The following is an 11,391-nucleotide window of genomic DNA, read 5'->3' on the forward strand; positions in this document are numbered from 1 at the left end:
TTATTCGATTTTGCCTTTTATTTTAAATAATAGGTTTATTAAGAATAGGCTTTTTAAGGATAAGGCTATGCTATGGGTTGTCTGTTGTTATGATAATTTGGTCTAAGAACGCAAGAACGTAAACCAAACATTTCAAATGATAGACACTTTTAAACGCTAGTTTAAGAGTGTCTTTTTATATTCTACAACGATAATAACTGAAAGGACTACTTGTGCAAAAATGGTTTCTTTCAGAACCTCGATTTTCCATCATCAACCTACATTTGAGTATCTTCATGACACCTTTATTACCCTGTTTAAAGAAAGACCCTTATTAAAGAGAGAACAAGAGAGGAGAAAAGAAAATTAATACAAAAATTTTTGTAAAGGTACAGAATAGACTTATTACCGAAGATACAGAATCTCACCTGTCTGTAAATGGATTATATCTATATGTACTGATTAATTCACAACTGAATATTAACAAGACATTTTCTACAAATAGAGATGTTTTGATTCAACAGCTAGAAGGTGTATTTGGTTCTAAGCGAAGTACCGTTGTTGCAAAGCTAAATAGTGCAATGGAAGAGATATTAGAAAAGTCGCCTTTGGTTGTTGATAATTCGGATTGGGAAAATAGTTCGAGTAAAGAGCTATTAACTTTCCGTATGCCTGAGAATCGAGAGAACCATACGCAAGTACCATATGAAGTAATACTGTCGCTGAACGATGTCGATATGCTTTATATCTACGTGTGTGTTGCTCGATGGGCAAATAAAGATAAAGGCTTCTTCAAGTGTCCTTACACACGTTGGGCAAAGTTGCTCCAATGTACAGAGCGCACAGCTAAGAGCAAAATTAAAAAAGCCGTATCTGAGAAAATGATATTCGTTAATAGAGGGAACTACATTGATGGTGTTTCCAAGCAACAAGAGGTTAATGAATACCATATCAATCCCATTCCACAGGAGTTTAAGACTCTTGCTTCTATTTCATATGAAAACGCAGCTAATAGCAAGTATATGGATGGAATCATGGGTTATGATAGCACCCCTCTAAGTGGCAGAAAAGGTATGCAAGAATACGCTGTCCAAGTTGATGAAGCAATAAAAGCCTTCGAGAATATGGACAAATCCTTCTTTCCGAATGATGAGCATTACTATACGCTCGCTGTTGTTCAAAGAAGAAAGAAAACACACCTACTAGCACCTGAGGAAGAGAAATTACTTGAAGTGGCAGAACGTAGAATTAAAATTCTATCGACTAACGGAAAGCTAAAAGGCATTGTCCAAGAAAAGATTGAACGGGCAAAATATAAGGTTAGTCAAATTAGTAAAACTGATATTTTATTCGTAACTTATCAAGACAAAATAAAACAGAAATCACCTAATAATCATCAGAATATGAACTCTATTGAAAGAGCCGTAGTACAAGTTGATGACCTATTTGGTGATGATTAGAGAAGGAGTTCAAAACATGACAACAAAAGAAAATGAAATTTTAGCCCCTGAGTATTTAATGCAAAAGGCAGAGAGAGGGCTAGAAATGTATGAAGATTTACTAGAAGAAGGTTTAGTGACTGAGGGGCAAGAGGTAGAAGTAATGACACTTTTCAATAGCTGTTATTCACGATACATTGATACCAAATATGGACATAAGGCTTGGTATATTAAAAAGGAATATCCCTATGATTCTCCCGAACATTTTGTTTGGTCGATACTTATTGAGAAACCTGATTTTTGGACAAAATGGATAAATCAAACTATGAGGTATGGAGAGAGTGGTTGGGAACCTAATTACCGCCCTACTATTGACCGCTTAGATGATTCTAAAGGTTATTTTTTATATAACATTCAAGTGTTGAGTTTTAGAAATAACGCTCTAAAGAATAACCAATTTGTTTTTTTATAATGATTTAAGCACATCACAATTACGTGGTGTGCTTTTTCTGTTCCGCCTTCTCAGAACGCCCTTAGATGGTTCGAGATATAGATAGACGGATTCTCGGTTATATTTAAATTCAAATTGCCTGCTGTCCAGTTCAATGCAGGCGGTAGAGCCTACCTTAGTACTATTCGTTTTTGTTATCAGTATAGATTACATATCATTATGTTACTTATTGGAATTTTATTCCATATAAGTTTAAATTGTGATAAACTTATATTAAGTCATAGAATAGGAGGGGAAGGTTGCTACAAAATGTTGCCCAATGGACAACATTTTGTAATCATTTCAATGTATGTCGAGATGATATTGAATGAGCATACATTGAAACCTTTAGAGTAGAAATATGGGTGGAAAATCAAACTTTTTAGAAGGGGTGATAGTAATGACAGGAATAAGTGAAGTACCAAAGGTCAATTCTGAATATGCGAAATCTGTAATAAAAGCTATGTTTTTAGTTAGTGATGGGCAAATCTATGAAACTTTAGAACAAGCAATGGATGCTTACGAAAGGGTTTCTAAAAGATTTTCTGTTGAAGAAATAGATGCTCTAGGGCGACTTTATGATAAGGAGAACCCGATAACTTTTGCTGGAATCATTAGTTCGAATTATAAAATAGTTCAACTCGTGTTTTTAGAGAAAATAGGAGAATCAAAAGACGATTTAGAGCCGTTAAGTGACCAAGAATTAAAAGATTTGATTGTGGAAAAGATTTTAGATGAACAATACAGAAAACGTGCGGAAAAGCTTTTTTTCATACAACAATAGAAATATTAAATGAAGATTTAAAAGCATACTTGAAAAAGTGTGCTTTTTGTCTTAATCCAAAGCTCAGACCAAAGCTATAAACCGTTTAGAAGTATTGAATAGAGTAGGTGGGTTGTTGTTGCTACCAAACAATGAGCTTGCAACAACAAAACAGGTAGCTAAGTTCTATGGTGTTGACCAAATAGGTAATCAGACAAATCAATCAGCTAAATCGTGAGGAGCTTGAAGTAAACGGTGTAAAAGTAAAGAAATTCGCTGAGTTTAGTGAAGTTTTTAATAAGGAGAAGTGGTGTATATGTCAAAATATTTGAATTTGCCCTCGATGAAATTTAAGTTGGGTGATAAAGTTCGATTCACAATCAATGGCAATGAAATGATTGGAATAGTTGAAATAGCAGACTATGGCGGTTCGATGGAAAATGATTTCCATTCGTATGATATTTTCGTTGCTGAAGACAATTGTTTGTATAAGCATATTCCTGAAGAAGTTTGTGGAATTACTTGCTAACAAGCCTATGCGAAAGTGATATACTCGTATTTCCATGATAGGCAGGTAAAGACCAACAGGGGGCAAAAGGAATACATTGAACTTATCAGAAAAGCAAAAGGAACAGATAATGAGAACTTTATTAAGTTGCTACTAACAGATGTCCAATGGACAACATTCCATATGCACTTTAAAGCAAGTCGTGACGACATAGAGAGAGTGTATAGTGGTGTACAGCATTTAATATATGACTTCCTAGCACAGTATCACAATTAGTGGTGCTTTTTTTATTGTATGGTATTATTTAGTCTATATAGTTATTTTCGGGGTGATACGATGGGGAGAAGTTTTTATGACTTTCAAGTGCAAATGGGGTTCAAAGAGGTAAGTGATGTTTTTCAATATGAAGATGTATCAACTAAAATGAAGAATCAATTTATCTTCATGGTAGAAAAAATAGTAGAAGAAATTTCTGAAAGGTATTATAAAGTTGAATTTTGGCAAAAAGTAATTAATAGAATCAATGTGGAATATGGAAAAAGCGTTAGGACAATTGTAAATCCCGAAGAAAAAGTTCATGAAGCATTTCAAAAGTTAAATAACGAAGAATCATTGTATTTTTTTGAACTAATGCTTGAAGAAATGGATGATTATTTATCATTTGATTATGATGAGTTTGTCAAAAGAGTAAATAAACTCTTTCTTGAAAATTCATTTGGCTATGAATTTGTTGAAGGGCAAATGATTAGAATTGATAGCAAGTTTATTCATCAAGAGGTAATATTGAACGCTATCCAATTGTTGTATGAAGTTGAATTTGAAAGTGCTTCAACTGAGTATATGCAAGCATTTAATGATTACAAAAATGGAAATCTAAAAGGTTCTATCACAAATGCAGGGAAAGCATTTGAAAGTACTATGAAGATTATTTGTGAAGAATTGAATTACTCGTATAAACAAAGTGATAATGCTAAGAAGTTAATTTCAACTTTGATGAATAAAGAGTTTATCCCAAGTTATTTGCAGACACACTTTAGCGGATTAAGTAACACTTTAGAAAGTGGCTTACCAACTGTAAGGAATAAACATTCACATGGCGATGGAGTAATTGAAGTTGAAGTAACCGATAAGATTGTTCGATATGCACTAAATCTATGTGCCACAAATATTGTGCTTTTAGTTGAAATCTACAATGAATATATTCATCAAGGATAGCACGTATAGCAAAGCGAACCTGTTACCATAACTCGACACGATAACGTTTGACTGCTTCAATTCATTTTGAAGTGGTCTTTCTTTTTATCTGAATAGCAGCACTCTTTTGGACAATTAATTAATTTAGTGGTTTGCGTGAAGTAGGAGCAACCAACTGGACAATTAAGTGTGATTAGTGGGCATCTAACGAAAGAGTGATACGATAACGAATTGTACGAATAACGTGTGTTTTAAGAGAATGGATGACCATTCAATTATCGAAAATCTTGCTTTTCATAACTTTAGGATGTATACTAAATTAGTAAAAAATTACATGAACGGTTGTGAATAGGATGGAAGAAAAAGTAATTAAATTTAATCGAGCAATCAAGAAGCACGAAGTAAGCAAAGCGGTACAGGAACAAATTAATAAAAAGTCAAAAATGTATGAGAGCGACTTCAAACGATTCCAACAGTATGCAGAACAGCAAGACCTTGAGTTGTCATTTGAAACACTTGAAGCATACTTATTACATACAGTTAAAACAGGTCTTAAACTCAGTACCTTCAATCGTAGGTCAGCGAGTGTAAAGCATTTCTTAGTCCATGAACTAGGTCAAGTTGAAACAGAGGATAGTAAGCAGACAATAGCAATGATACGCCAAAAGTACAATGATGTTGATTATGCAGAGGGAAAACAAGTGAATGGTCAAGTAGCCCAACCGAAAGATGAAGTGTTGGCTATGATTGATAAACTTGACACAAGAGCGAAAGCAATTTCTTTATTCAATCTGATAACAGCATGTAGACCTAGTGAAATGGTTACAATCCAAGTGAAGCACATTGACCTAAAGAATCGCTCGGTCAATGTTTACTTAAAGAAGCAAAAGGAATGGCATACGAAACGATTAACATTAGAAGCGGTCAATGCAATCAAAGACTATATCAATGCTTATTGTTTGGAATTAGAAAGTTATCTTGTAGGTAAGGTAGATAAGCACAACAATTACACAAGCGTTGAAGTGTCTGACATTGCTTATCGTAAGTCGATTCATAGGTGGCTAGGGTTCGCACCATACACACTACGCAAGACACAAGTTTCAGCAATGCACGAAGCAGGGGCAGACCTAGCGACAATTGCAAAGCAAAGTGGTCACAAAAACCTTGAAACTATCAATAGACATTATCTTTCTGTTAATGATAGAACGGTTGACAAATATTTATGATGAGAGAATACATGTTGAATCCCAAAATATTTAAAAATAATAAAGTATGGTATCTATTAATTGCTGTTGCATCTCTTTCAAATCCATTACTAATGCTAAATAAGGTTCTTTTCGCTTTTATTTTAATGTGTATCTTTTTAGTTAGTCCATTTTTTATGAGTAAATTATTAAGTAGAATTTACAGAGAGAAATTCGAAGTGAAAATATATGTATCTTATATAAAAATGATGTTTTATTTATTTGGTGTACTTCTAATGGCACAATTTATTGAGAGGTATTTTAATCCTAATAATCCGTGGATTGTAATTATATTTTGTTGGTTGATGTTCGGGATATTATTAGTTTGGTTGGTTGAAAATTTAATAATACTAACTAAGCAATTACAAAGGATGATTAGAAAAAAAGAAAAATCTAAAAAGTCTATTTATTATTGTTTAGCAATGATAATTCTTGTATTTATAGCACCAGATGTAACTTTTGGTTATGGATATCAAATCTTTTTCTCGATAATGTATAATATCGAATTTCAAAATTTTTTAGAGAGTTTCTATTTAAGTTTCGTTGTTACCTACACACTTCCAGTAGCAGATGAAAAATTATTATCACACATTGATTTAATTAATAAAGAGTTTGTTCTATATACATATCAAATGGTACAAATCTATTTTAAAAGGATTTTAGATATCGTATTAATTGCTTTAATAGTAGGGTATTTGCAAGATTTAATTAAAGGTGATTTAAAAGGTACTGTTAAATAAAATTCACATTTTAATTAGACTTGAACTAGAGGTCAATGAGTTACTGCGAGAGCGACTAAGCCACCTATGATAGCCTGTTAGTGACCTTGTGTGCGTCCAGAGAAGTCGAGTTAAATATTGGTCAGTGGAGGTCGAAAGTTTGTCACAGAGCCATTTCAAGTGTTACAGGGCAAGGCTTTGGTAGGGGGTATTTTCCGATGTTTTGATGATGGTGAATGAAGAATCTAAGCTACCTACTACACTCACACCAAAAGGAAAATAAAGTAATGCGATTAGAAATTGGAAAGAAATCTATAAATGGGAATTAGAAGAATATATAAGAAATCGGAGTTTTATTTAATAGTATATCGATATTTATTAATGACTTGAAATGGTATTATAATACTAATGAAAATATATGGAAATTGTCATCAAGAATATTATTTTATTGAAATATAAAAGTAAGAAATATAAACATAACTTTTTTTACGTATGAAGGTATTGGTTTTCTTTCTTAAAATATTTTTATCTTAAATAAAATATAAAAAATTGTATGTTGTGGAGTGTATAAAATGGGAGCATTTATAAAAGAAAGTAAAAGAGTCATTAGGGATGCAATTAATAATAATAAGCTTATTATATTTGTTGGAGCGGGTGTTTCTGCAAACTCTGGATTACCATCTTGGTGGGATTTAGTTGAAAAGTTTACTGATGGTCTAGGGATTGATACAGAAAGTATAACCCAAGATGATTTTTTGAAGATTCCACAATATTATTATAATGAGAGAGGTAACAAAGAATATTATGACATAATAAATAAAGTATTTAATGTCTCTGTAAAATCAAATCCAATACACTCATTATTATTAGAATTACAGCCAAGTCATTTTATAACTACTAATTATGACGAACTAATTGAAGATGCAGCAAGAGAAAAAGGTATTTTTTTCGATGTTGTCTCAAAAGACGAAGATTTACCGTTCACACCAAATAATAATATGATAATAAAAATGCATGGAGACTTAAAAAATAAAAATATTGTCCTTAAAGAGGACGATTATTTGTCTTATTCTAATGAATTCAAACTTATTGAACATTATATTAAAGCCTTGTTATCTACACATGTTATTTTGTTTGTAGGTTATTCTTTAAAAGACTATAATGTTAAATTAATTTTTCAATGGGTTAAGGACATTTTAAAAAAAGATTTTCAACCAGCTTATTTTTTAAATATTGATGAAAAGCCAGATGTAGATTTACTTGAGTTTCATTATTATAGAAATCGAGGATTAAATATATTAAATTATTCTGATTTAGAAAAGGAACCAGAGTATACATTTTTGGATTGTACTGAATTAACTAATATAAAAGGAAAAAAAACTTATTCATTTTTAAATTACTTAAAAAAACCTAATGAATACAAGGAGTTAGATTTAGAATATTTTTATTCTAAACTAAAAGAATTTGACCAATTAAATCGAGTGCGATTTAAAGATATTAAAAGGGCATTAGATATTGAATTTAGCTATAGAATAGAAAGACATTTTCTAATACTTCATGATGATTTATTAAAACCGTTTATAACGGATTTAATTTCTATTGAAGAGAACCAAGAAGAAAATGAAATTAATAAGAATCATAAATATAACATAGTATGCGATATTTTTAGAAAAGCAAAAATAGAAGGTTTTAAAATACAAGGAAAAGAAAATGATGATTTTTTATATGAATTTAAACAAAGTAAGAGTATTAATTTCAAAAATGATGACCAATTCATAAAATTAATTTTAGAATTTGATTACATAGGTTTAAAAGAATGGACTGAAGAGATTTCTGATGGCGTTGTAATAGAAGGTAATGAAATTTTATTTTTACAAAAAGCCTTTGCCTTATATAAAACTCAAAATTTTTATGAGGCATATAAGTTGTTAAAAAGGATATCTGACTCTACATTTTTTAATAAAAACTATATGTTATATTTTATTTCAGAATTTAATAGGGAAAATATCGGTAAACTAATTTCGACGAATATTTTTATATATATTAATGAAACTCTGAGAAATGAAATAAGAAATGAAGTTAAGAAAATAGATTTGGAAAATATTTATTTAAACTTACCTAAAGTATCTAGAAAGAATATAGAATTTTTAAGAGAAATTAATAACTTCAATTATATATATTCTACAATATATAAAGTTGCAAACTTATCAAAAAAAGTAGAAGAAGAGATGAATACGGTATTTGTTGGATTACCTAAAGAGGGGAAAATTCATGAACTGCAAAATGAAGTTGAGTTTTTTTGGGAATATATAAATTATAACTTTTTAATGGTTGAAAACTTCACAGAAGTACATGAAATTTACAAATATTATATTGAGGGGACTTTAAAGAGTATTTTGTTTTCTGAAGATACAATAGATAAAAATACTCTCTTTGGAATAGAAGGAGAGATTATTAAATTAAATGAATTGGATTATTTTTCTTTCTATCTAATGGTATCATTCTTCAAAAGCAAAGAACTTAAAAGTCTTTTTAAAAAACTAGATGTTGAAATTATTCCAATCAGAAATGAAGATTGTAATTATATTATTAGTAATTTTATCAATTTAATAAATTCTAAATATTCTAATGCAAATTCCGAGGTAAATAATAAGATAGATAATATATTAATTATATTGTCAAAAATTAATGTGGGAAAAGCTGAATTTAAGTTAATTATTGAAAATATGATTAGGTTAATTAATTCTAAAAAAGTGACAGAAGATAATATTGTAAACTTTGGAAACCTTATTGTTTCTGTATATAATCAATTCAAAGAAAATTTAGATGTTGAGAGCTTGGACGAACTCTTGAATTCATTATTAAGAAAAATTATTGAAGATAATAAAATATCTAATTCAAACAGATTTAATCAAATTATTGATAATATAGTAAATATAATCAAAAGTTTGAACCCTAAATACATTTCTGATAATTTACAGCTAATAAATATACTTACTGTTGGTCTTGATTTTTCTAATAGGCCTCTAAAAGGAGTAATAATTTCTGTATTTAAAATATTAAATAGTAATTTGAAGGTAAAAGTAAGACGAGCTATTAATAAGAAATTAAAGCAAGAATTTTGTATGGAACTTTATCATGATGCTTTAATGGAGGGAGTTATTAAAAGGAACTCAGAATATGAAGAATTACTAATTATTGAAATTGATAAAATAATAGAACGTAATAAATTTAAGACTATATATTCATTTCCTGACCCTATTGATAGAGTTTTAGAAATGACTGTTAACTTGTTGATTAATAACTTATTAATTAATCCAGCTTTGTTTAGTAAATATAAGGGGTTAAATGATAAGTTTGATTTATTTATAGATATAAATAACTTTGATTTTGAAAAGTTTAAGTTTGAATGGATAAGTGAGTTCTCTGATAGGATACATGAAAAAATATCAAAAGTAAGTGTGGCGAGAGATGTTATAAAAGAAAAATTTAAAAAACTTATAATGGAAGGAAATATTAGTAAGGAGTCGAAAATTATATATTTTAAGTATTACGATTAAATTTGTTCTTTTGAAGTTTTTATATATGGTTATTTAGCGAAGTGAAATTTAGGTATTAAAAGTGCAGTATTAAAGAACTTGTTGAGAAAGAGAAGTAGGCTTATCAGAAGGATATATTGATGGTATTATTGATTCAAAGATAATTTCGGTCTAAGAACGTAATTTGACCGAATCCCTAGTACGAATTGAATACGTCTCAAACGCATGGTATGACCGTGTTATCTCAGTAGCTCAGCAGGATAGAGCAACGGCCTTCTAAGCCGTCGGTCGGGGGTTCGAATCCCTCCTGGGACGCTAACCAAAGCCTTACAGCCTCAATGGTTGTAAGGCTTTTTATATTTATACATAGGTGTATATTTACGCTTTCGGTGCCCACGGAACCAGCCGCCGATACCATAATTTGATACTGAGTTTGAACCGTTTCAGCAATTTACCGACGTAAAGGCACGTCTTATATTCCACCACTTAGCATGACTAACATTATGGTGAAGGCGACTTGAAACGTGATTAGACGGATTTCTGACACGTTTATATACATCACAGAACTTTTGCTGACGTGCGAGAATTTACAGCCTAGTTGCAGATTGGCGACGGACGATTGGAGGAGAAGGAAAACCGAACGTTTTGGCGGAAGTTCATCACAAAGTTTACACGTATTAAATAGATGAAAAACGGTCTTTATTGCTGCATAGACTAAAAAACTAGAGACGGTTTCATTCGTCTCTAGTAATTTTTTAATATAAGCTTTCGTGATTTTGCATCATAAATCTCATAACCGATTTCAAAATTATGATCTTTTGTAACGGTCAATTTACAATAGTATGGAATTGATTTACCATATGCATCTAGTTCGGGGATATCGAAAAAGTCATATTGTTCTTCAGTTTCAATCATTTCAAAAGTTGCTGATGTTGAGCGTCCGATTGAATGAATTTCGATTGTACAATCTCCACTAATAACGTCGTAATCTTTTTGAATCACTGATTTTAGACTCGGTAGGGTCAAAGATAAAATTATAACACCTATTAGAAAGCCAAAAAGAGACTTAAACCCATCGAAAGAAATCAGCTTTTTGTCTTTATACATAAAAATTAATAATATAGCTTGCGAAATAACAAGCAATAATCCCATTGAGAGTCCTATGTAATACATTTCTTCGCTTCCTATGTAACTGCTGAGTATTTTCTAGTAACAAATTTAAAGTTTGCCCCACATATCTTATCGTTTTTTTTATGCCGAGGAAACAGGTGGATTATTCCACTAAATATATTCTTCACATCTTCTGATATAGAAAATAGGAAAGTATGTAACCTTCATTTCGTCTTTGTAAACTTGGCTAGTAACGATTTTTAGTCGATACTCGACGTATTTATCATCGAAGGAATAGTGACGCTAAAATGCATGGAATTTGATGCGAGTATTGTACGCAATTAGTTCGTAGGTATTTTGGCTTGTTTTATTGTAGTTGTTTTTACGAAACAGGTGAGTAATAAAA

Annotated in this window: 9 protein-coding genes and 1 tRNA gene; 9 read left to right on the forward strand and 1 reads right to left on the reverse strand. The window is 30.8% G+C overall.

The genetic code is table 11. From position 1 onward, the window contains the following. Window positions 1–491: 491 nt before the first annotated feature. From ACIQXW_RS16190 to ACIQXW_RS16230, 9 genes are all read left to right on the forward strand, one after another. On the forward strand, window positions 492–1,439 hold the full coding sequence (locus ACIQXW_RS16190; protein ID WP_402763779.1) for a hypothetical protein: 948 nt from the start codon (window positions 492–494) through the stop codon (window positions 1,437–1,439). Between the two features lie 16 nt (window positions 1,440–1,455). After that, window positions 1,456–1,890 (forward strand): hypothetical protein, encoded by a 435-nt coding sequence (locus ACIQXW_RS16195; RefSeq protein WP_402763781.1) that lies wholly within the window; start codon window positions 1,456–1,458, stop codon window positions 1,888–1,890. A gap of 379 nt (window positions 1,891–2,269) precedes the next feature. Then, window positions 2,270–2,692 carry a hypothetical protein gene (locus ACIQXW_RS16200; RefSeq protein ID WP_402763784.1) on the forward strand — a complete coding sequence of 141 codons (423 nt, stop codon included), beginning with the start codon at window positions 2,270–2,272 and terminating at the stop codon, window positions 2,690–2,692. A 295-nt stretch (window positions 2,693–2,987) separates the two neighbouring features. Then, window positions 2,988–3,200 (forward strand): hypothetical protein, encoded by a 213-nt coding sequence (locus ACIQXW_RS16205; protein ID WP_402763786.1) that lies wholly within the window; start codon window positions 2,988–2,990, stop codon window positions 3,198–3,200. A 315-nt stretch (window positions 3,201–3,515) separates the two neighbouring features. Next, window positions 3,516–4,394: an STM4504/CBY_0614 family protein gene (locus ACIQXW_RS16210; RefSeq protein WP_402763789.1), complete on the forward strand. Its 879-nt coding sequence runs from the start codon at window positions 3,516–3,518 to the stop codon at window positions 4,392–4,394. A gap of 332 nt (window positions 4,395–4,726) precedes the next feature. Further along, the gene (locus ACIQXW_RS16215; protein WP_402763792.1) at window positions 4,727–5,599 is read left to right on the forward strand and encodes a tyrosine-type recombinase/integrase; all 873 of its coding nucleotides are present in this window, start codon (window positions 4,727–4,729) and stop codon (window positions 5,597–5,599) included. A gap of 11 nt (window positions 5,600–5,610) precedes the next feature. Then, on the forward strand, window positions 5,611–6,357 hold the full coding sequence (locus ACIQXW_RS16220; RefSeq protein ID WP_402763795.1) for a hypothetical protein: 747 nt from the start codon (window positions 5,611–5,613) through the stop codon (window positions 6,355–6,357). Between the two features lie 551 nt (window positions 6,358–6,908). After that, window positions 6,909–9,896 carry an SIR2 family protein gene (locus ACIQXW_RS16225; RefSeq protein WP_402763798.1) on the forward strand — a complete coding sequence of 996 codons (2,988 nt, stop codon included), beginning with the start codon at window positions 6,909–6,911 and terminating at the stop codon, window positions 9,894–9,896. 221 nt (window positions 9,897–10,117) lie between these two features. Further along, window positions 10,118–10,190, forward strand: a tRNA-Arg gene (locus ACIQXW_RS16230). 429 nt (window positions 10,191–10,619) lie between these two features. On the opposite strand, the gene ACIQXW_RS16235 is transcribed toward ACIQXW_RS16230, so the two are convergent. Next, window positions 10,620–11,048: a hypothetical protein gene (locus ACIQXW_RS16235; protein ID WP_402763801.1), complete on the reverse strand. Its 429-nt coding sequence runs from the start codon at window positions 11,046–11,048 to the stop codon at window positions 10,620–10,622. Window positions 11,049–11,391: the final 343 nt, after the last annotated feature.

Source organism: Lysinibacillus sp. NPDC097162 (genome assembly GCF_044762185.1).
Classification (GTDB): Bacteria; Bacillota; Bacilli; order Bacillales_A; family Planococcaceae; genus Lysinibacillus.

Excerpts from the sequence above, each read along its gene's own strand:
- ACIQXW_RS16200 (WP_402763784.1), top strand. The coding sequence starts at position 2,270 with ATGGGTGGAAAATCAAACTTTTTAGAAGGGGTGATAGTAATGACAGGA.
- ACIQXW_RS16210 (WP_402763789.1), top strand. The coding sequence starts at position 3,516 with ATGGGGAGAAGTTTTTATGACTTTCAAGTGCAAATGGGGTTCAAAGAG.
- ACIQXW_RS16235 (WP_402763801.1), bottom strand. The coding sequence starts at position 11,048 with ATGTATTACATAGGACTCTCAATGGGATTATTGCTTGTTATTTCGCAA.
- ACIQXW_RS16225 (WP_402763798.1), top strand. The coding sequence starts at position 6,909 with ATGGGAGCATTTATAAAAGAAAGTAAAAGAGTCATTAGGGATGCAATT.
- ACIQXW_RS16215 (WP_402763792.1), top strand. The coding sequence starts at position 4,727 with ATGGAAGAAAAAGTAATTAAATTTAATCGAGCAATCAAGAAGCACGAA.
- ACIQXW_RS16195 (WP_402763781.1), top strand. The coding sequence starts at position 1,456 with ATGACAACAAAAGAAAATGAAATTTTAGCCCCTGAGTATTTAATGCAA.
- ACIQXW_RS16205 (WP_402763786.1), top strand. The coding sequence starts at position 2,988 with ATGTCAAAATATTTGAATTTGCCCTCGATGAAATTTAAGTTGGGTGAT.
- ACIQXW_RS16220 (WP_402763795.1), top strand. The coding sequence starts at position 5,611 with ATGTTGAATCCCAAAATATTTAAAAATAATAAAGTATGGTATCTATTA.